Genomic DNA, 20,069 nt, shown 5'->3' with positions numbered 1-20,069 from the left:
TGAGGGGAACCAGTGATGAATCACGCTACATGAATGCCGAATTGCTCAACCAATTACCGAAGGGTTTGTGTCACGAAGTGACATATGGCGTCACGGCCTGCCGTGTATGCGGTCAGGCATTGAGCATCTGCGGGGTGAAGTTGTGGGGTTGGGTGTGAGGTTGGACGTAGGCAGAACAGCCGCCTTCGACATGGGCGCCACCGGGGCCGCTGTTGCGGCCGGTCGCGAGAACACCGTCGCGAACTTGGCCGCGGATGCCCTCTCGGACTCGGTCGCGGACGATGTCAACGAGTTTCGGCGGGACGGCGGACGTGGTGCCGCCTCCGGTGAGAAGCGGCGGGGCGAGGAGGCCGGTCGAGTCAGTGCCGCCCTCTACGTGCTTGCGGGCGAGGTCGTCGAAGAAACCGGGAGCCAGCAGGTAGTTCGCGAGCACGGGTCGGGCACCGCGACTGCGGTTCTGTCCGACGAGGTCTTTCAACGGTACTCCTCCGCCGGCGAGGAAGCCGACCTCGACGGGGCGCTCGAGTTCTGCGGCCAGCAGCCTGCCCATCTCGCGGCAGGATTCGTTGGCCCGCTCGTCGCTCGAACCGGCAGCGGCGAGGATGACGTCGTCGTTGTCGCTAAGCGCCGGGAGGCGGTCGGCGAGGATCTCTGCAAGCCTCGGGTCGGGCCCGAGCGTGGGCGTTCGTCGAACGTCACGGCCCGATTCAGCGGCACGGTCGACCGCCTCAGCGAGGTCGACATGGACGTGATACCCCGCCGAGAGCAGGAGCGGCACGAGGACGACCGGACGGTCGGCGGGCAGTCGGGCGATCACCTCGTCGACGTCGGGTTTTTGGACGTCCACATGGCCGAGCATGACCTCGTCGGCAATCCCGCGAATACGCAGGTCCGTGGCGATCTCTGTCGCGAGCACTTCGATGAAGACCTGCCCGGTGGGCGATGAGGTTCCATGGGAGATCAGGCCCACCGACGGCAACCCTGTCATTGCGCCCGCTCCTCAGCGCTTCTCTGCGCGAGACTCTGCACCCGTTCCCGCACCTGCCCCGGGGCCGTCGAGGTCACCGGACAGGCTGATTGCTCAACGACTGAGCAACCAGGGCGAGCAGTGATCGTTTGGATTGAATGCATTCGCATAGCGTAACCCATCCGCCTCGGCGTCGCATACAGGCTGCTCATCAGCGAAATATCGACATTCGACGTCATCTTTCGACATACGGCGACCGAGTTCGTAGGATTGCTGCCGATCTTCCTTTCTGCTCAACAGTTTCGCTAGTGTGTGTTGTCAACGCGTCTTTGCGTCGCTGGCACCGTCCGCATCTTCGACGCCTCACCAATCTTCTGCGCCTCCACATCCTCCGCGTCATCCACGAAAGGCAAGCACATGCGTCAGCTCATCATCCTGGGAATAGTCGGGCTCATCGCGCAGCTCATCGACGGTTCCCTGGGCATGGCCTATGGGGTCACCTCAACCACGCTGCTGCTCGCGGCGGGTACGGCACCGGCGGCCGCCTCGGCGGCGGTGCACTTCTCTGAATTGGGGACGACGTTGGTGTCGGGGATCTCGCACCACAAATTCGGCAATGTCGACTGGCGGACCGTCGCGATTCTGGCCGGTCCGGGGTTCGTCGGGGCGATCGCAGGGTCGACGTTCCTCGCCAGTCTGGACGGGGAAGCGGCGACCCCATGGATTTCAGGGATCCTGCTGGCGCTCGGCGTCTACGTCATCTGGCGGTTCCTGGCACTCGGCGGTGCGCGTCCGACGTTCAAGTCACGGCCGAGCGCGAAGATGCTCGTCCCGGTCGGGCTCATCGGCGGCACACTCGACTCGATCGGCGGGGGCGGCTGGGGACCAGTCGGAACGACGACGCTGCTGTCCTCGGGACGCTTGGAGCCGCGCAAGGTCGTCGGCTCGATCGACACGAGCGAGTTCATCGTCGCGGTCGGCGGTTCGCTCGGATTCCTCATTGCACTCGGATCACAGGGCTTCGAATGGCAGATCGTGGCGGCGCTGCTCGTCGGCGGCGTCATCGCCGCACCCTTCGCCGCATGGCTGGTGAAGCTGCTGCCGGCCAGGGTGCTTGCGGTCGCCGCAGGTGGAATCATCGTTCTCACGAACGTCCGCACCATCCTGCTCGCCATCGGCCTCGGTTCGTCGGCTGTGTGGCTGACGCTCGGCGGCCTGGCTCTTGTGTGGTTCGCCCTGCTCGCTCACATCGTGCGCATCGAGCGTGCGGCAGCGAAGGTCCGGAAGGCCGAGGAGGCTGGCGTCGAGGTGCCGGTCGGCGGGTGAACCGCCTCGGCGAGGGCGTTCCTTCCCTCTTCCATACCGTCGTTCAAGGCCAAGCTCGCTTATCGCGAGGTACACGCACCTATTTTCGCGGGCCGACTTGAACGAGGCGAGGAAACCCCGTCAAGCACACGATTCCTGCGGGCGAAGACCGATAAGCCGGCAGGAACACGCGAACAGACCCGGCCCCGCACAATCGCGGGGTCGGGTCTGTTCGGGTCTGCGGTGCGGTCAGCGCTGGCTGTAGAGCTTCCGGGCCATGATCACGCCGATGAGGGACAGCAGCGACAGGCCCGCGTAGTAGAAGCCGGGCACGGTCAGCAGACCGGTCGCGCCGAGCAGCGCGGTGAGGATGAGCGGGGCGAAGCCGCCGAAGATCGCGACACCGAAGCTGTAGGCGATGGTCATGCCGGAGCTGCGCACCTTGACGGGGAACAGCTCGGACAGCAGCGCCGGCATCGGACCGAAGTAGAAGACCATGAACAGGCCGACGATCGCCTCGCACAGGGTGAGGACTCCGATCGAGGGGTTCGCGGTCAAGAGGATGAACATCGGCCAGGCGACGATGATGCCGACGATGGTCGTCGGGATCATCACGGTCGTCGGTCCCACCCGGTCGGCCAGGCGGCCGGCGAACGGAGCGCCGATGAGTGTGATGACACCGGCGACGACGGCACCGGGGAATGATGCCCACGCGTCGAGGCCGAGGTTGGTGACGGCGAACTGCGGCAGGAAGGTGATGAGGTAGACCGAGATCGTGGCCATCGCGATGATGAGGAACGCGGAGAACAGGCGACCGAAGTTCTCACTGAGGAGGACGCGAAGCGGGTTGTCGGTCTTCTCGGCGGCCTTGAACTCAGGAGTGTCATCCATCTTCGAGCGGATGTACCAGCCGACGGGTCCGATGAGCAGGCCGAGGGCGAAGGCCACTCGCCAGCCCCAGGAGTGCAGGGCCTCTTCGCTCAGTGCCGAGCTGAGGATCCACGAGATTCCGGCGGCCAGGAACATCGAGATACCCTGGGTAGCGGTCTGGAAAGAGGCGTAGTAGGCCTTGCCGCGCTTGGCGTTCTCGGTGAGGAAGGCTGTGGCCGACCCGAATTCGCCACCGGCGGAGATGCCCTGGATGATGCGGGCGATGATGAGGCCGATCGCGCCCCAGATGCCGATGGTCGCTTCGCCGGGCAGGATGACGATGATGAACACACCGAGGGTCATCAGCCCGATCGTCAGCGACAAGGCCGATTTGCGGCCGTGTTTGTCCGAGTAGCGGCCGATGATGATCGCGCCGAGGGGACGGACGACGAAGGTGATGGCGAAGGTCGCCCAGGTCATCAGCTGCGCGGACAGACCTTCGCCCGGGTAGAAGACCGCGGTGATCGAGGTGGCCATGAACCCGAACAGGATGATGTCATACCATTCGAGGGCGTTGCCCAGTCCGGCCGCGACTACGGCCTTGCGGGCCCGCGACTTGTCTTCGCGGGACTCGACGGGTGTCTCAGTCATCGTGTGCCTCTTCTTGTAGGTGCCGGATGCCGTGGTTGGCGAAGCCGGTGGTGGATCGTGGGCTTGCAGGATGCAGGCACCGTTGCTCGTCACCCGGGGCGGATGTTGCTTATTCACAGACCTAGTTGGAGTCTCTGATCTGACCAGTATGCCCCTGTTCTCGTCAGCGAGACGATTGTAGTCCCGTAGTATCCGGCTGCAAAGGCAGTCTCAGCAGGTGACGAGTCACGTCAGTGTCGGTTGTTACGATCACGATATGTCGACCGAAGCCCGGAACACTGCCCCTGCCACAGCGGTCGAGGTGCGCGGCGCCCGCGTGCACAACCTGCAGAATATCGACGTCGACGTGCCTCTGAATACCCTCGTCGCCATCGCCGGCGTCTCCGGTTCGGGCAAATCCTCGCTGGCTATTGGAGTCCTCTACGCCGAAGGCTCCCGCCGCTATATCGAAGCTCTGTCGACGTACACCCGTCGACGCATGGCTCAAGCCGCCCGCGCCGACGTCGACACCGTCCGCCATATCCCCGCCGCCCTTGCTCTGCGGCAACGACCCGGAGTCCCCGGGGTCCGCTCGACTTTCGGCACCTCGACCGAGCTGCTCAACGTCATCCGCCTGATGTTCTCTCGGCTGGCCTCCCACCTCTGCCCGAACGGGCACCGGCAGGAACCGACTCTCAACGTCGCTGCCGAGGAGCCGTTCGACTGCCCCGAATGCGGTGAGACCGTCCACGCGCCCGGCGCCGAGGAGCTGGCCTTCAATTCCGGTGGAGCCTGTCCCCGCTGCGAGGGCATCGGCACCATCAGAGAAGTCGACGATGCCGCCCTCATCCGCGACCTCGACATGTCGATCGACGACGGCACCGTCATCCCCTGGCAGATGTTCGGTTTCAACGTCCAACCGCAGATCGCCCGCGAATTCGGAGTCCGCACCGACGTGCCCTGGCGCGACCTCAAGGACTGGGAACGCGAGATCGTCTTCTCTGGTCCCGAGGAGAAGAAGCACATCACGGTCACCTCGAAGAAGGGACTGCACGACCTCGATTTCACCTTCCGCAACGCCCGCCTGACCGTGACCGAAGAACTCAAACGCGCGGACACCGAGAAGCGCTTCGCCAGGGTCAGCCGGTTCCTCTCCGAACAGGTCTGCCCCGACTGCGAAGGCACCCGCCTCTCCCCCGCCGCTCGAGCACCGCGTATCGGCGAAATCGGCCTCGCCGAGGCGACCGCGATGACCCTCGACGAACTCGTCGACTGGGCCACGGACGTTCCTGCCGGGCTCCCCGCATCGATGCAGTCCATGGCCAGGTCGTTGGTGGATGCCTTGCTCGGCATGGCACGCCGGCTGCTCGACCTGGGGCTCGGCTACCTCGCCCTCGACCGGGCTGGTTCGTCCCTGTCGACGGGTGAACGCCAACGTGTCCAACTCGCTCGCGCCGTGCGCAATGAGACCACCGGCGTCCTCTACGTCCTCGACGAACCCTCGATCGGTCTCCACCCCTCGAACATCACGGGCCTACAGGGCGTCATCACCGACCTCCTCGACGAGGGCAACTCCGTCGTCATGGTCGACCACGACCCACTCGTCCTCCGCGAAGCCGACCACCTCATCGAGATCGGACCCGGATCCGGTCGCGATGGCGGAACGGTCGTGGCCACCGGCACTGTCGCAGACCTCGACAGCCACCCCGCTTCCCGCATCGGCCCCTACCTCACCGGCCGCGCCGAAACACTCGTGCGCGAGCCCGCGGCCGCCTCGGCGACCTTCGATCACGGACGGATCCGGCTGCGCACCGCGCCGATTCACACGGTCCACGCCCTCGAAGCGGAGATACCGCGGCAGCGACTGACCGTCGTCACGGGTGTGTCCGGATCGGGCAAGACCACCCTCGTCCTCGACAGCCTCGTCCCCGCGCTCAATGCCGCCGATAAACGTTCGCGGCCCGTTCATGTGCGTGACATCGACGCCGACGGGATCGATCGAGTCAACGTCGTCGACGCCACCCCGATCGGCATCAACGTCCGCTCGACCGTGGCCACCTATTCCGGAGTCCTCGACGACCTCCGACGGGCGTACGCCCGCCTCGACTCGGCCAAGGACGCCGGGCTCACGGCCGGGGACTTCTCGTACAACACGGGTTCGCTGCGGTGCCCGAAATGCGAAGGCACCGGCGAGATCACCCTCGATGTGCAGTTCCTCCCCGATGTCGACATTCCCTGCCCCGACTGCGGGGGCCGCCGGTACAGTCCGGATGCGGATGAGTATCGCCGTGTCTCGGACGCCGATGGCCAGCCGCTGTCGCTGCCGGAACTGTTGGCGATGACCGTCGCCGAGGCGCTCCCCCACCTCGCCGAGATGCGCAAGGTCCACGCCCGGCTGAGGGCACTGGCCGATGTGGGACTCGGATACCTCACCCTCCACGAGGCAACCCCTGCACTGTCCGGCGGCGAGGCACAGCGGCTCAAGCTCGCCACCGAGCTCGGGAAGTCACAGCAGCACACACTCTTCGTCTTCGACGAACCGACCGTGGGCCTGCACCCCGAGGATGTGCGCGTGCTCGTGCGCGTCTTCCAACAGCTTCTCGACCAGGGCGGAACGGTCCTGGTCATCGAACACGATCTCGACATGATCGTCAACGCCGATTGGATCATCGACCTCGGCCCCGGTGGAGGTCAGGATGGCGGGCAGATCATCGCGACGGGAACCCCGCAGCAGATCGCGGATGCTTCGAACAGCGTGACTGGTGAGTACCTCAAGGGGCATGTGCAGCCGAACTCTGCCGGATAGCGATTGAGCCGACATTCGCTCGAGCACACTGTGCTCCTCGCCTGAGCGGTCTCAGGCTCCGCTTGCGGCAGCGCCCACGCAGAGGACGAGTCCGACGAGCGAGGCAACGGCCATGCCGATCATCGCTGCGGCCATGACCCACAGACGCACTCGGCCCGGTCGAAAGGCGAAGCGGGCGATGAGCAGGATCAGGTAGAGCACTGCCGCTATCACGATCGTGGTGATCGCTGTGGGCACCGCCGTGGTGCCGGAGACGATGATCGCTGTGAGCACACCCGCAATGACGACGAGGAAGATCCCTCCGGCCACGATCCAGATGGTGCCGGACGAGCTGCGCAGCGCAGGCTGGTCACTGATGCGACGTGACTCGATCGGCTCGCGTGAACTGTTGTCCATGCCGTCGAATCTAGCGAGCGAACTGTGACTCGGCTAGGGGATGCGGTGCCTCAGCCCGGCTCTTCCTCGGTTTCCTTCGCCTTCTCGGCCTTGGTGAAGGCCTGGTACTTCCGAATGACTTCAAGCGCCGGGCCGTCGGCGAGCAGTTCGCCCTTCTCGATCCACAGCGCACGGTTGCACGTGTCCTTGATCGTGCGCATCGAGTGCGAGACGAGGAAGACGGTACCGGCGTTCTCACGGATGGAGCGGATACGGCCTTCGGAACGGTCACGGAACTTCTTGTCACCGACGTTGAGCGCCTCGTCGACGATGAGGATCTCGTGCTGCACCGAGGTCGCGATCGCGAACTTCAGACGCTGGGACATACCCGATGAGTACGTGCGCATCGGCAGGTCGATGAAGTCCTCAAGCCCGGTGAACTCGACGATGTCGTCGAACTTCGCATCGATTTCGTCGCGGGTGAGCCCCAGAGCCAGAGAACCGAGGATGATGTTGCGAGCACCGGAGAGGTCCGGGATCAGGGCGGCACCGACGCCGAGGAGGTTCGGCCGTGACGTCGCATAGATCGCACCCTCGGAGGTCGGGGTCAGCCCGGTGATCGACCGCATGAGCGTGGACTTGCCGGAGCCGTTGCTGCCGATGATGCCGATGGATTCGTTCTTGTGGGCGACGAAGCTGATGCCTTTGAGGGCGTGGACCTCCCTCAGTTCCCGCTTTTTCGTCATCACATCTTTGCTTCCCAGCTTGAGCTTCTTGCCCGTGGCCAGGGTCTTGTAGCGGACGTGGACGTTGTCGCAGACGACGACGGGCGGGTTGTTCCGGGTCACCTCGGGGAGGCTGCCGGTGTCGAAGGTATCGTCTTCGTTCGTCTCACTCATCACGACCAAACCTTTCCTCGGCCTGCCAGAAGAACACAAAGCCGATGATGAAGATGCCGAATGCCCAAATAGCCAGGTGCCAGAAGTAGTCGTAGGGAACGACTCCGTCCTTCATGAGGATGCCGCGAGCGATGGACAGGACATTGTTGATCGGCTGCCAATCGGCGAAGGGCTGCAGGGACGGGTCGATCTTGTCGACCATGACCTTGAGGTCGAAGAAAACACCAGAGGTGTAGAAGATCATTCGGGAGATGAACGGAGTCACCTGGGAGAGGTCACGGAAGTGAACAGTTGCGCGGGCGAAGATGAACGCCACACCCTGGTTGAAGACCCAGAACAGGAAGACCAATGGGATGAAGAGGAACCAATCCCAATCAGGACGCGCGCCGAAGATGATGACGATGAGCGCCATGAAGAGGAGGGTGGGGATGAAGTCGAGCAGGTTCTGGAACACCTTGGCGATCGGCAGAACGATGCGCGGAAACGGCAGCGATTGGACGAGCGAGGCATTCGAGATGATCGACTTCGCGCCGCCGTTCATCGAGGTGTTGAAGAATTCGAGGATGAAGACGCCGATGACGACGAAGGGCGCGAAGTCCGGCGGTCGAGCAGTCGCTCCCTGCATGATGACGCCGAAGACCGTGCCGTAGATCAGAGCCGAGAACGATGGGCGCAGGAGCACCCAAGCCATGCCGAGGCGGTTGCGTTCGTTCTCGGACTGCATCCGGTACTTCGCCAATGTGTACGTGAAGTCGCTTCGGTTGAGAAGCTGTTTGACGTACTGGGGCAGAGACGGCCGTCCACCCACTCTCTCGAGTCCGTGCTCGGCAGCAAGCCTGGCCATATCCATGAACAGAAAATTCTCTCGTCGGCGACTGGGGATAGAACAGAATGAGTCTACGGGATGAGACTAGCGCAGACTCACAGTCGGCTGTGAGCCTTGAAGTCGAAGTCGGGGTCCGCGATCTGGGCTCTCGTCGGAATATTGTTACCGCCGAGTACCCGCCGGGCGGCTGCCTGCATCGGGGGCCAGTTGAACGTCTCGACGCCGATGAGCGCCGACTCCGGGTCGGATCCGTCGAAGTGGAAGACCTGGAACTTCGCTCCGCTGGGGTCGTGTCGGGTGATCGTGTCGTCGGCGTCGGGGCTCGTCAGGCCCGCTGTGAACACCTTCTCGGGGCCTTGGAAGCTCCAATGCCAGGGGACGTCGGACCAGACTTTGGGACCGTCTTCCGACCCAGAACCTGAAGCAGATTCCGTGTCGTTCACACCATCGATTAAACCCGTTATCTGCCCTTCGCCGAGGAGCTCAGCGAGGAATTTTCCATGGCTTTCGGCCACCGGTTCACAGGCCCATGGGTGGTCGAGTGCATAGGGTCCGGCGGTGACGATGGCACAGTCGCCGGCGGCGAAGACACCCGGATGGGATGTTGCCAAACTCTCATCCACATCCCATGCATGAGCGGGGCGGTGGCCGTCGATCGGGATCAGCCGGGGGCGGGCTCCGACGCTGGTGATGAACAGATCGTGGACATCGGCCGGGATGTCGTCCGGGCTCGCGGTGTGGGTGACGAATTCGACTCCGGCGGCCTTGTGCTTGTCGAACAGAGCCTGCCGCACCGGAGCAGAGAGCTGCTTGCGCAGGGGCTCGCCCCCGCGCAGATAGACCGTGGCGTGGTGTCCCGCAGCCACCGCCGAGGTGGCCACTTCCATTCCGAGATAACCGGAGCCGAGCACCCCGACGTTGAGGGCTTCGGTTGCGCTATTCACGCGTTCAAGAATCCATTCGGCGTCCGCGAGGTCATAGACCGGCAGGGCGTCCGGGTAGGTGGGGACTTCGGGGCGGTTCGCCTCCATCCCGGTGGCGAGGATGCAGTGGGTGAAGTCGACGGACTCCCCCGAGCCCAGGTGGATGGTGCCGGCGGTGGCGTGGTGGTTCGCCAGCGGGTGGGGGTGTCGCTGGGTCTCGGCGGTGTAGCGGGACTCTGCGGCCGCCTCGGCGAGGGTGATCTCTTCTGCCCGGTCACAGACGAAGGTGATGTGCTCGGTCGATTCGAGGTGGTACGGCAGGTGGTGGCGGGAGCCGTCGAAGAGATGCTTCGACAGCGGCGGCCGCTCACACGTGTCGCCGGCCTGGGGGTCGATGACGGTGACGGCCTGACCGCGCGCGTTCAGCTCCCGCGCCGCGGTCGTGCCGGCCAATCCCGCACCGATGATGACGATCCGCTTGCTCATGTCTCCATGCTAAACCTCGCCGAGGCGGCCCGGCGGGAGGTGCGGGTGTGAAGCCGACCTGGTCAGCCCTCGGTGACGGAATCCTGGATGATTTCGGGTGAGGCATGGATGCACACCATTTTGAGATTCTCGGCACCGATGTTGCGGAAACGATGGACCGTTTCGGCTCCGACGGTAACGACGACGCCGGCCCCGGTAGTGACGGTTTCGTCATCTGCGTCGATGCGCACTTGCCCCGACAGGACGATCCATGTCTCTGTGTAGGGATGCCAGTGCAGATCGAGGCCCTTTCCCGGTCCGGTGTCGACCCAGAAGAACGAGACGTCGGCACCGTGCTCGGCGCCGATAAACTTGGCCGTCGGCGATCCGGCCAGCAGCAGGTCGGAGCGCTGCATGACGGTGATCATGCCGGTCTGCTCGCCTTGCCGTCGAGCCAGAGCATGTCTGATTCATCGTTGTGTGTGCCGCCGGTGCCGACGTGTTTGGCGTCGATCTGCGGGCCCTTCTTGATGATGTGGACGAGGGCCATGCCGTGCCCGCGACCAAGTCCATAGTCGGTTTTGAGCCACTCGAGGATGGCTCCGGCCTTGACCGAGTCGTCGTCGAGCCCCTTGCCCTTGGCCAGGTCGATGAACTGGCGAGGAGTGAGTCCGGTCTTGTCTTCGATGGTGTCGAGGTAGGCCTGGAACGACATGGTGGGTCCCTTCTAGCAGAAGATGATGCCGGGTGATCTTGCGCGACACCGCGCGGCCCCGCACCGGGCCCGCCTGAACCCGCCCATAGTCTCTTCGGCGGGCCCGCTCCACAGTTACGTGAGTGGCTGATCCAATAAACCGTGCAGGCACCTCGGCTGCTCGCCCCATGCGTTCAGATGACTCACCTGCTCAGAGCTCCGTGGTCTGCGTGCCGCCGGACGGGCGGTCTCCGGTGATCTTGGACTTGACCATGCGGAACAGGCCCGATGCCTTGCCGCCGGGCAGGCCCCAGTGCTGTGCGGAGTGTGTGACGACCTTGATGAGTCCGAGGTTCGGGTCCCGGCGGTCATCGAACCACGCCTTGGCGGAGTCCGACCACAGTTCATCGACCTTGGCCTTGTCGTCGACGAACTTCACGCGCCCGGCCACCGACAGCCAGTTGCCCGCCTCAGCGAGGCTGATATTGACCTCGGGGTTCGTCTGCAGCGCCTTCGCCTGGTCGCCGTCGAGGGCGAGGAAGAACCAGACGTCGGCATCCTCGGTGACCTCCTGGGGTGCCATAGGGTGAGCGAGGATCTTGCCGTCGGCGAGCGCGGTCGCGAGCATGACAGAATCACCGCCGCGCAGGATCTTGACGACGTCGGCCTGGTCGAGCTCGTCTGTCGCCGCCTCTCCTGCGGGCTTCTGCCAATCACCCGCGGCGGATACCTGGCCGGCTTCCGTGTCGTCGGTGGCGGAGGTGTGGTCGCGAGCCGAATCGTTGCTGGCAGAGGTGCTGCCGGTGGCGGAAGCGGCGGCGGCCGTGCTCGCGGTTCCGGCTGCGGCCGTGCTGCCGACCGCGTTGCCCATCCCTGGCGCGCTGTAGATGTCGCCGGGCTCGGACGTGGTGCCGACCGAAGCACCCATACCTGGAGCGACGGAGGCGCCGGAGTTCCTGTGCGGGTCATCACCGGCACCGGTCGTGCTTCCGACTGCGGCGCCGGCACCCGGCGCCGTGCTGGAGGGAGCACCGCCGGCAGCTGTGCTGCTTGCGACTCCGGAATCTTTGGAGCCGGAGCTCGGGGTCACCTCGGCGGCCTTCGATTCGTCGATCGCCGTGTGCGAGCCATCGGGATTGCGGTGCAGAGTCACACCTTCTTCCGCTGCGGTGTTCTGGGCACGTTCCTCAACGTTCTTCTCGGTGTATCCGACTTCGGCATGAGATTCCATGTCCGAGGTGCCGCCCAGCGGCTCCGTCGCTTCGTCCAGTGTTGATGCGATGTCACGGGCCTTCTCCTCGGCCGGCGACTCGTCACTCTTGTCTCTGTTGTTCATGACCATTTCCCTTCGCAGACGGTTCCTGGCGCTGCAGTAGCTGACGCGGACCGTGGCTCGTTCTTGCGGGCCGTGATCGGCTGCCGCATCAACGACTACACGGTCATTCTCACACGGCACTCCGGCCGGCAACAGCCCCCTTGGAACTGGGTGAACACCTGAAACGACGGAGCTGTTCAACCTGCGCACACGGATGCAGGCACGGGCGCCCACCCGATCACCGGCGCGTTCAAGTCAGACTCTGCAGCCGGGTGCGAGCACCCGACGTGCGTGCCTACACTGAAGACATGGATGAAGAAACGACCGTCACCGTCAACGACATCCCCGAAGGGGCAGCCATCATCGACGTCCGCGAGGACGACGAATGGGAGGCCGGGCACATCGAGGGCGCGATCCACGTGGCGCTGGGCGAACTGCCGAGCCGCCTCGACGACCTTCCTCTCGATGACGACATGTACGTCGTCTGCCGCACCGGCGGGCGCTCGAACCGGGCGGTCGCCTGGCTCAACCAGAATGGCTTCGATGCCTTCAATGTCGACGGCGGCATGGGTTCGTGGAACCTCGACAACGGCAAGCCGATCGTCTCCGAGACCGGCGAAGAGCCCTGGGTGAAGTGATTCTCTCCCCTGCCGTTTTCAGCCGCTAGATTCAGGCCGTTGATAAAGTTATCAAGCTGACCCGCCTGGTCTAGTCAGCCTCGGCGGGTTCGGGGATCTCATCAGGCCGGTACTTCGGCAGCCTTGAGGCCGGCACTGCCGCGATCAGGCTGATGCCGGCAAGGATGAGGAAGCCGAGCTTGAGCGTGCGCAGTCGCTGCTGGGAGTTGAGCTCGACGGCATGCTCGACCTGCTCCGGTGTCGCCGTCGTCCCCGCGAGGACGTCGCGCAGTTCGTCGTTGCTCACGAAGTTCGCATTGTCGAGGTCGACCTGTTCGACGAGTTCTGGCGGCAGGTCGGGATGGTCATCAGCGGCCGATGCCAGACCGGCCGAAAGCACCGTGACCAGCAGCGCTCCCATCACCGCGGTGCCGACGGCCGACGCAAGATTCTGCGCGGTGCCGCGGATCGAACCGACATCACCGGCCAGATGCTTCGGCGCGGCCGTGACCAACACATTGAACACCAGAGTGACCAGCGCACCCTGACCGATGCCGAAGACGATGAGGCCGAGAATCGTCGGCAGAGTCTCCCAATTGTTCGTCACAACGAAGGCCAGCCAGACGAGTGCCGCCGTCGTCAGCCCGAAGGAGAACAGGGCGATGGTGCGAGGAGAGTAGCGCTTGTAGAAGCGGACGATGAGGGTGGCGGTGACGAAGACCGTGAGGTTGAACGGCAGCATCGCCAACGAGGTGTCGAAAGGGGTGCGCCCCTGCACGACCTGGATGTAGGTGGGCACGGTGAAGTTCACCGCCGCTTCCATGGCCACGATGACGAACATCGCATAGACCGCTGCCCTCTCACTGGGACGACCGAGCACGCTGATGTCGACGAACGGAACCTTTCCTGCGGCCTTCCGACGCTTCGTCCAGACGAAGAACAGCTGCCCGAGGACCACGCCGACGACGATGAACACCGGCGCCGGTGACAGCCCCGCGATCGAGAACGGTGCCCCATCCTCGGCGCGGATGATCCCCCACCCGTTGAGGTTGTTGAACCCCAATGTCAGCAGAACGACTGCAGCACCGATGAGCGCCGAGGCGACGAGGTCGATCCGGATCGCAGCGTCCCCCTTGTCCGACTTCAGCGTGAACGTCAGCGCGAAGACGATGACGGCCAGTCCCAGAGTGATGAAGAAGATCGGCCGCCACCCGACGAACGTGCCCAGGGTGCCGCCGATGAGGAAGGCGCTCATCCCGGAGAAGGCACGCGCCGAACCGAGGGAACCGACCGCCGCCGCCTGCTGCGCACCCCGGTAGTTCTCCGCGATGAGCGCAACCAGGGCGGGCACGATGATCGCAGCGGCAGCACCGGCGAGCAGCTGCCCGGTGATGACCCAGGTGACCGTCCGGGAGAAGATCATCAGCAGCGAGGATGCCGCGAAGACGACGAGGACGACGCGGAAGATGAGCACCCACCCGATCCGCTGTCCCAACTTCGCGCCAGTCATCACGAGCGCGGCCACAGCAAGGCCGTAGACAACGATCGTCGACGAGGCGACCGTGGGCGGCACACCGAAGTCCTCGACCATTCCACCGAGCGAGATCGGCAGGGCGGCGACGTTGAACGACATGAGCACCTGGGCGAGGAAGAGCCCGATCATCGGTGCCCAGGACCGGCGCTCCTCGGCGACGTCGTGCGGTGTGGTTTCGGCGCTCATCATTGTCCTTTCCGTGGGCGTTCGACGGCCGCGTTCGATGCGAAGAGATTCATGCCCAGGACTCTGGAGATGTGGAAGCACGCGCGTTGACCGCGCACGCTGTTGCCCGCGGAGTCCAACCTCGGCGAAAAAGTGCCCAGCGCTCCCTTGCCTGGGGCGATGGCGACGATGCCGCCTGCGACCCCGGACTTGGCAGGCAGTCCGATCTCGAAGAGCCATTCGCCGCTGTTTTCGTACATTCCGCACGAGGCGAGCAGCGCGAGCGTGTCGCGGGCCACTTCGGCGGATACGACCTGCCGACCGGTCAGTGGATTGATTCCTCCGTCGGCCAGCGTCGCTCCCATCACCGCGAGATCGTGCGCGGTGACCAGCAGCGAGCACTGCTGGGTGTAGATGTCGACGGTGTCGAGCGGATCCGTGATGATCCGCCCGTAGCTCTCGAGCAGGCGAGCCAGGGCCTTGTTGCGCTGATTCGTCTTCATCTCCGATTCGTACACCCGACCGTCGAGGCGAAGCTGCCGCCCGGCGAAGCGGGAGAGCCCGGAGCGGATGTTCTCCCATTTCTCCGCCGAGGTGGCCCTGGGCATGAGTGCGGTCGTGGCGATGGCGCCGGCGTTGACCATCGAGTTCAACGGTTTGCCGTCGTTGAGTTCGATCGCCATCACGGAGTTGAAGGCGAGCCCGGTGTTGTTGACGCCGACGCGCTCGTGGACGAGTTCGGAGCTGCGGGCCTGACAGACGAGTGCGAAGACGAAGGCCTTGGAGATGGATTGGATGGAGAACTCGATATCGACGCCTCCGGCTTCATGCACGGTCCCGGCCGATTCGATGAGGCTGAGTCCGAACCATCGGGGATCCGCCTCGGCGAGGATCGGGATGTAGTCGGCGACCTCACCGTCGTCGAGTCCGCCGTACCGTGCGTGGATATCTGCCAGGGTCGAATCGATGAAGCGGTCGGAGGGCAGGCCGCCGGTGGAGGCTCGCTGTCTGACCGAATTCTCGTCGGGCCCGACCATAACTGATCCTCGTCCCATTCATGCGGGTTCGCGTCGGGCAAGCTGCTCAGCGCCTGTCCGCAGAGTGATTTCACTCTATCTCCGGCACCTCACCTTGCACAGGGCTCCGACCGTCGGTTTAAACCCCTTGCCCACATACCACGATGGGTCTACCGTCGGCACCACGGATCATTTCCATACCTCTTGTGATCCCCATTCCTCCGTCGAACGGCGAGAGCGTGTTCAACTCCGAAAGGAGCGAAGTCATGAGTGACGAGAAGAAGAACCTGCCGGAGAACTCAGCAGAAGAACAGACCGAAGACGAGCAGAACATCGAGAGCACTGCCGTCGGAGTCGGCGCTGAAACAGACGCCGAAGGCAGTTCCCAGACTCCTGAAGAGAGGCTTGAGCGGATCGCATCTGAGCACGATGTTCCGATCGATCGGGATCCTGAGGAAGCCCAAGCCAAAGCTGAAGGGTCCTCCTCCCCCGAGAAAGACCGAGATATCAGCGGTGGAGACACGAAGGAAGAGGAGGACGACTCCGTGGAGCCGCCTGACTGAGACGGCGGCCCGGAGTTCGAGGCCGCTGGTTCTCGCTCCGAGGAGCCTGCGAAGTCCACGATGCAAGAACTCCGTGGACACAACTGTGCGCAACCGCTGTCATTTGGTTAGGTAGAAGAATGACAACACGCGCCGGCCAGTTGGCCCAGGACAAGGATCTCGTTGACGTCCCTGCCCTTCTCGATTCCTATCACGACTTGGTTCCCGACCCCTCGGTGCCTTCGCAAGCAGTGAGCTTCGGGACCTCCGGCCACCGCGGTTCGAGCTTCAACCGCTCCTTCAACGAGGCGCACATCGCGGCCATCACCGCAGCGATCGTCGACTTCCGCCGAGACAAAGGCATTCGCGGGCCGATCTTCCTCGGCCGTGACACTCACGCACTGAGCGAGCCCGCATTCCTCACCGTCCTCGAGGTGCTCGCCGCAGCTGAGGTTCCGGCGCTCATCGACGAGCGCGACGGTTTCACCCCGACCCCCGCCGTCTCCCACGCGATCCTCGGCTTCAATGCCGGGAAGTCGCGCGAGGATGCGCAGGCCGACGGCATCATCGTCACTCCCAGCCACAACCCGCCTGCCGATGGCGGCATCAAATACAACCCTCCCCACGGCGGGCCCGCCGGAACCGAGACGACGACCTGGATCGCCGAACGCGCGAACCAGTATCTGGCCGAGGGGTGGGAGAAGATCCCGCGCACCCCATTCCAGCGGGCATTCCATCTGGAGAACACCGAGAACTTCGACTACGTCTCGAACTATGTCGACGACCTCGAGTCTGTCATCGACCTCGATGTCATTCGCAGCTCCGGGCTGAAGATCGGCGCCGATCCGCTCGGCGGAGCCAGCGTCGACTACTGGGCGGCGATTGCAGAGGACTACGACCTCAACCTCGACGTCGTCCACCCGGACGTCGACCCCACCTGGTCGTTCATGACCCTGGATTGGGACGAGAACATCCGCATGGACTGCTCCTCCCCCTATGCGATGGCCGGCCTCATCGCCTCGCGCAACGACTTCGACATCGCCACCGGCAACGACGCCGATGCCGACCGTCACGGCATCGTCACCCCCGATGCCGGCCTGATGAATCCCAACCACTATCTGGCAGCGGCCATCGATTACCTGCTCGACTCCCGCACCGACTGGCCGAAGGACGCGGGGATCGGCAAGACTCTGGTCACCTCGTCGATCGTCGACCGCCTCGTCGCCGCGCATAATCGCACCCTCTTCGAGGTGCCCGTCGGCTTCAAATGGTTCGTTCCCGGCCTGCTCGATTCGACGTTGGCCTTCGGAGGCGAGGAATCGGCCGGCGCATCGTTCCTGCGGAGGGACGGCAAGGTGTGGTCGACGGACAAGGACGGCATCATCCTCGCCCTGCTCGCGGCAGAAATGACTGCGAAGACCGGGCAGACTCCCTCGCAGCGCTACGCAGGGCTGGCTGCGAATCACGGCACCAGCTCCTACGCGCGTCAGGATGCTCCGGCGACGCGCGCACAGAAGGAACGGCTGGGCTCCCTGGATGCCTCCCAGGTGAGTGCAAAGACCGTCGGCGGTGAACCCGTCAAGGAGGTGCTCACCTCGGCGTCGGGCAACAATGCGCCCATCGGCGGGCTCAAGGTCACCACGGACAACGCATGGTTCGCCGTGCGGCCGTCGGGTACGGAAGACGTCTACAAGATCTACGCGGAATCCCTGCGCGACGAGGACCACCTGCGCCAGGTCCAGCATGACGCCCGCACTCTCGTCGACGGTGTGCTGGAGTAGGCGCAAGGCTAGTCCGCGTTCAGGTGCGGGCCGGTTCAGTCGTTGATCGCAGGTTCACGACTCTGCGCGGACTTCTGTTCATTTTGTAAGCACTCAACTGATCACGGTCGGATATCGCTGTCCAGTCGGAATTGTCGCAGAACGAATCCTCCGACGCCTCCCGCACAGAACCGGGAGGAAGTGCAGTCAGTCTACTGTTCCGCCAGGTCGCGCGGGCAGGATCTGTTGTCGTTTACCTGGCATTCACGGCCCTTTGACATCGCCTGTCGCAGGACTGCAATATTTCTGTCTTCGCGCTGTTATCCGCTTTGATTGTGCTTTCAGCCACCGTTGTCTCCCCCTCAGAATCGGTGACAAGACTGATCTGCGACAACGACCTGTCGCCTCGTCACGGCGGCGCAGAAGCAGAAGGGGAAACACCATGAAGTCAACTATTCGCAACCGCGCAGCAGCCATCGGAATCGCCACCGTCGCCGGACTCGCCGGCCTCGGACTCGCAACAGGACCAGCCATGGCCGCCGACTCTGGCGCAGCCAACTCATCGGCTCAGTCGGCCGCCACAGACGTCGACACGCAGTCCATCTACTATCCGATCGAAGCCGGCAAGTATGCAGATGAACTCGTAATTGCCTGGGGCCAGGACAACACCGGACGCGTCGAAGCGTTTGCGAGCGACGACGTCGCGAAGAAACTGGCAGACCACGGCAATGAAGACGGGACTCATTGGAGGAACTCCGGAGCAGAAGGCGCCGCAGGCACAACGTACATCACCTACCGGAATACAGAGACCGGCGAGAAGATGACACTCGGCGTCTCCAACCAGGCCATCGGCGACCAGGACGAGTGGGGTGCAGGACCCCACGCTGTGTACAGGGTCGACTTCGACGGCTGAAGCTGAAGCTCCAGCCCGGCAGAGCACCTGCCGATACGAGCCACCGATGAGAGTAGCTATCACTCCAGATGCACTGAGCCCCGCTCCAGGAATTTCCTGGAGCGGGGCTCGATGTGTGTGACTCAGCGACGCTGGGCCTCGGCGTCTGCGGCTAAGGTGAGCCGCCTCGGCGAGGTTCTACAGGTGGGCCTCCGGGGCGTTCTGCACGTAGTCGGCCACGGTGTCGTTCTTGAACGCGTCGCGGACCTTCTTCAGCTCATCCTCGTCGACGTTGACGATCGACTGACCGTCCGGGGAGGTGCCGACGCCGGCGACGGGCGCGGTGAAGAACTCGATGTCACCGGGGCGGACGTCGCGCATGTTGAACGCGGTCGCGGAGATGTACTTCGCGTCCATGCCCGAGTCGACGTACATGTACGGCGCGAAGTTCTTGACCATGTCCTGGATCTTCTTCGGGTTCGACAGCGTATCGGCCGAGATCATCTCATTCGTCAGACCGCGGATGAACGCCTGCTGATTGCGCGCACGCTGGAAGTCGCCGTCCTTGAACTGCTTGCGCTCGCGCACGAAGGTCAGCGCTTCGTCACCGTTCAGCACGTTCTCGCCCTGGGTGAAGGTGTGGCCGTTCTTCTCGAACGCCTGCTCGGAATTCACAGTCACCCCGCCGAGGCTGTCGGTCAGTGCCTTGAATCCTTCGAAGTCGATGATCGCCACGTGATCGAGTTCGGTGCCGATGAAGTCCGAAACCGTCGATACGGCCAGCGGCAGACCGCCGTATGACAGTGCCGCGTTGATCTTCGACTTGCCGTGGCCCTCGATATCGACGTAGGTGTCGCGCGGGATCGACATGATCTGGACGTTGCCGCCGTCTTCGGGCAGGTGCATGACCATGATCGTGTCCGAACGCAGGCCGCGCGAATCGTTGACGTCGACATCTTTCATCGACTCGTCCGAGCCCAGCAGCAGGATGTTCGTGCCGTCGCCGTCCTTGCCGCCGCCGGACTTGCCGAAGACCTGCTCATCGCTGAGCTGGTTCGCGTTCTTGTCGAACGACCGGCCGACGCTCCAGACGTAGAGCCCGATGCCGAGCACGCCGAGGATGACGATGATCAGCAGTGCGACGAGCACCTTGCGCCAGACGCGCTTCTTCTTGCGCGGGCGCTGCTGTTCCTCGTTCTGGTGGTCGAAGAGATCGTCGAAGGTGGTGTTGTCCGTCATCGGCACTCCGGGGTTTGAGCGGTCGGCGCCGGGCGCCGGGGTCATTGGGCAATCCCGCTCATTGTATAGCGACCGAGGTGACCCATTTCTCAGCCACGCGACTCACCCCGTACCGCACTGCGGAGGCGAACGGGAGGGCAGGGCCGCCTCGGCGAGGTGTTCTGCCTTGTCAGACGCAGTGACCCCCGGTTTCGACCGGGCGGACCGGGACTGATACCGGTTCGTTACC

General features: G+C 64.0%; 18 protein-coding genes. 6 read left to right on the top strand and 12 right to left on the bottom strand.

What is annotated here, in order from left to right; translation table 11 throughout:
* Nucleotides 1-112: 112 nt before the first annotated feature.
* Complete coding sequence (locus HK108_RS16610; protein WP_181272318.1) at nt 113-988, bottom strand: sirohydrochlorin chelatase; 876 nt, start codon at nt 986-988, stop codon at nt 113-115.
* Between the two features lie 396 nt (nt 989-1,384).
* Here HK108_RS16610 and HK108_RS16605 point away from each other — a divergent pair, with 396 nt between their 5' ends.
* On the top strand, nt 1,385-2,293 hold the full coding sequence (locus tag HK108_RS16605; protein ID WP_181272317.1) for a sulfite exporter TauE/SafE family protein: 909 nt from the start codon (nt 1,385-1,387) through the stop codon (nt 2,291-2,293).
* 228 nt (nt 2,294-2,521) lie between these two features.
* Here the strand turns inward: HK108_RS16605 and HK108_RS16600 are convergent, their stop codons facing one another.
* The gene (locus HK108_RS16600; RefSeq protein WP_139469992.1) at nt 2,522-3,793 is read right to left on the bottom strand and encodes an MFS transporter; all 1,272 of its coding nucleotides are present in this window, start codon (nt 3,791-3,793) and stop codon (nt 2,522-2,524) included.
* A gap of 256 nt (nt 3,794-4,049) precedes the next feature.
* Between HK108_RS16600 and HK108_RS16595 the strand changes: the two genes are divergently transcribed.
* Nucleotides 4,050-6,578 carry an excinuclease ABC subunit UvrA gene (locus HK108_RS16595; RefSeq protein ID WP_181272316.1) on the top strand — a complete coding sequence of 843 codons (2,529 nt, stop codon included), beginning with the start codon at nt 4,050-4,052 and terminating at the stop codon, nt 6,576-6,578.
* Between the two features lie 51 nt (nt 6,579-6,629).
* Here the strand turns inward: HK108_RS16595 and HK108_RS16590 are convergent, their stop codons facing one another.
* The 7 genes from HK108_RS16590 to HK108_RS19155 form a co-directional block, all read right to left on the bottom strand.
* The gene (locus HK108_RS16590; RefSeq protein WP_101546405.1) at nt 6,630-6,974 is read right to left on the bottom strand and encodes a hypothetical protein; all 345 of its coding nucleotides are present in this window, start codon (nt 6,972-6,974) and stop codon (nt 6,630-6,632) included.
* Nucleotides 6,975-7,024: 50 nt separating this feature from the next.
* Nucleotides 7,025-7,852 carry an ABC transporter ATP-binding protein gene (locus tag HK108_RS16585; protein WP_181272315.1) on the bottom strand — a complete coding sequence of 276 codons (828 nt, stop codon included), beginning with the start codon at nt 7,850-7,852 and terminating at the stop codon, nt 7,025-7,027.
* Nucleotides 7,845-8,702 carry an ABC transporter permease gene (locus tag HK108_RS16580; protein WP_092009006.1) on the bottom strand — a complete coding sequence of 286 codons (858 nt, stop codon included), beginning with the start codon at nt 8,700-8,702 and terminating at the stop codon, nt 7,845-7,847. Before HK108_RS16580 ends, HK108_RS16585 begins: the two co-directional genes overlap by 8 nt.
* A gap of 71 nt (nt 8,703-8,773) precedes the next feature.
* Nucleotides 8,774-10,087 carry an FAD-dependent oxidoreductase gene (locus HK108_RS16575; RefSeq protein ID WP_181272314.1) on the bottom strand — a complete coding sequence of 438 codons (1,314 nt, stop codon included), beginning with the start codon at nt 10,085-10,087 and terminating at the stop codon, nt 8,774-8,776.
* Nucleotides 10,088-10,149: 62 nt separating this feature from the next.
* The gene (locus HK108_RS16570; RefSeq protein ID WP_219922511.1) at nt 10,150-10,494 is read right to left on the bottom strand and encodes a cupin domain-containing protein; all 345 of its coding nucleotides are present in this window, start codon (nt 10,492-10,494) and stop codon (nt 10,150-10,152) included.
* Nucleotides 10,491-10,781 (bottom strand): DUF4287 domain-containing protein, encoded by a 291-nt coding sequence (locus HK108_RS16565; protein ID WP_181272313.1) that lies wholly within the window; start codon nt 10,779-10,781, stop codon nt 10,491-10,493. The genes HK108_RS16570 and HK108_RS16565 overlap by 4 nt, the downstream gene beginning before the upstream one ends.
* A gap of 190 nt (nt 10,782-10,971) precedes the next feature.
* Nucleotides 10,972-12,096: a pyridoxamine 5'-phosphate oxidase family protein gene (locus HK108_RS19155; RefSeq protein WP_308423790.1), complete on the bottom strand. Its 1,125-nt coding sequence runs from the start codon at nt 12,094-12,096 to the stop codon at nt 10,972-10,974.
* Between the two features lie 287 nt (nt 12,097-12,383).
* Here HK108_RS19155 and HK108_RS16555 point away from each other — a divergent pair, with 287 nt between their 5' ends.
* A complete protein-coding gene (locus tag HK108_RS16555; protein ID WP_181272312.1) occupies nt 12,384-12,713 on the top strand; it encodes a rhodanese-like domain-containing protein in 330 nt (109 codons plus the stop codon).
* 70 nt (nt 12,714-12,783) lie between these two features.
* Here HK108_RS16555 and HK108_RS16550 read toward each other — a convergent pair whose 3' ends face one another.
* Both HK108_RS16550 and glsA read right to left on the bottom strand, forming a co-directional pair.
* A complete protein-coding gene (locus HK108_RS16550) occupies nt 12,784-14,412 on the bottom strand; it encodes an MFS transporter (RefSeq protein WP_229664241.1) in 1,629 nt (542 codons plus the stop codon).
* Complete coding sequence (glsA, locus tag HK108_RS16545) at nt 14,412-15,428, bottom strand: glutaminase A (protein ID WP_229664240.1); 1,017 nt, start codon at nt 15,426-15,428, stop codon at nt 14,412-14,414. The genes HK108_RS16550 and glsA overlap by 1 nt, the downstream gene beginning before the upstream one ends.
* A gap of 245 nt (nt 15,429-15,673) precedes the next feature.
* Here glsA and HK108_RS16540 point away from each other — a divergent pair, with 245 nt between their 5' ends.
* From HK108_RS16540 to HK108_RS16530, 3 genes are all read left to right on the top strand, one after another.
* Nucleotides 15,674-15,970 (top strand): hypothetical protein, encoded by a 297-nt coding sequence (locus HK108_RS16540; RefSeq protein ID WP_181272310.1) that lies wholly within the window; start codon nt 15,674-15,676, stop codon nt 15,968-15,970.
* Nucleotides 15,971-16,089: 119 nt separating this feature from the next.
* The gene (pgm, locus tag HK108_RS16535; protein WP_181272309.1) at nt 16,090-17,730 is read left to right on the top strand and encodes a phosphoglucomutase (alpha-D-glucose-1,6-bisphosphate-dependent); all 1,641 of its coding nucleotides are present in this window, start codon (nt 16,090-16,092) and stop codon (nt 17,728-17,730) included.
* Between the two features lie 421 nt (nt 17,731-18,151).
* Nucleotides 18,152-18,622, top strand: a complete 471-nt coding sequence (locus HK108_RS16530) for a hypothetical protein (protein WP_181272308.1) — start codon at nt 18,152-18,154, stop codon at nt 18,620-18,622.
* A 177-nt stretch (nt 18,623-18,799) separates the two neighbouring features.
* Here HK108_RS16530 and HK108_RS16525 read toward each other — a convergent pair whose 3' ends face one another.
* On the bottom strand, nt 18,800-19,840 hold the full coding sequence (locus HK108_RS16525) for an LCP family protein (protein ID WP_139469966.1): 1,041 nt from the start codon (nt 19,838-19,840) through the stop codon (nt 18,800-18,802).
* Between the last annotated feature and the right edge of the window lie 229 nt (nt 19,841-20,069).

It is taken from the genome of Brevibacterium sediminis (assembly GCF_013623905.1).
GTDB classification, from domain to species: Bacteria; Actinomycetota; Actinomycetes; order Actinomycetales; family Brevibacteriaceae; genus Brevibacterium; species Brevibacterium sediminis.
Note: the sequence above shows the minus strand (reverse complement) of the source record. Positions and strands in the feature narration are given on the sequence as shown.